This is a genomic window from Gemmiger formicilis, from assembly GCF_016901605.1.
GTDB classification, from domain to species: Bacteria; Bacillota; Clostridia; order Oscillospirales; family Ruminococcaceae; genus Gemmiger; species Gemmiger formicilis_B.
Window position 1 is genome coordinate 1 of the sequence record NZ_JACJKP010000449.1, and the last position, 447, is coordinate 447.

The 447-nt window shown below is 57.0% G+C and carries 1 protein-coding gene; it reads right to left on the reverse strand.

The annotated features are described in order from the left end of the window. Positions 1-74: 74 nt before the first annotated feature. Positions 75-447: 3-oxoacyl-ACP synthase III family protein (locus H6B10_RS15380; protein ID WP_275951096.1), on the reverse strand; the 373-nt coding region annotated here is incomplete at its 5' end.

Here is a 447-nt window from a genome sequence, read left to right on the forward strand (position 1 = left end):
CTCACCGGTGGCAATGTTGGCCATGCCGCCTTGAATGAGAGGATACCGGGTTCCCAGAATCTCGTTCAGCAGTTTCATACGACGCTTCCTTTCACAGTGATCAGCATACCGCCCCAGGTAAGGCCGCCGCCAAATCCAATACATGCCAGGCGCATACCAGGCTGCAGGCGGCCGCTCTCAGCCAATTCATTCAGCGCTACGGGAATGCTGGCAGCGCTGGTATTGCCATGACGGTCCATGTTTTTATAGAATTTGTCCGGGTCCGCTTGCAGCTTTTTGACGCAGTGGTCAATAATGCGGCTGTTTGCCTGATGGCATACCACCCAATCCACTTCGTCCAGTGTATGATGCGTTGCATCCAGCACCGCGTGGAGGGTACGCGGCAGCGCATCTACCGCAAAACGGAACACCGCACGTCCGTCCATGCGGATGGGACCGCAGGGCGGT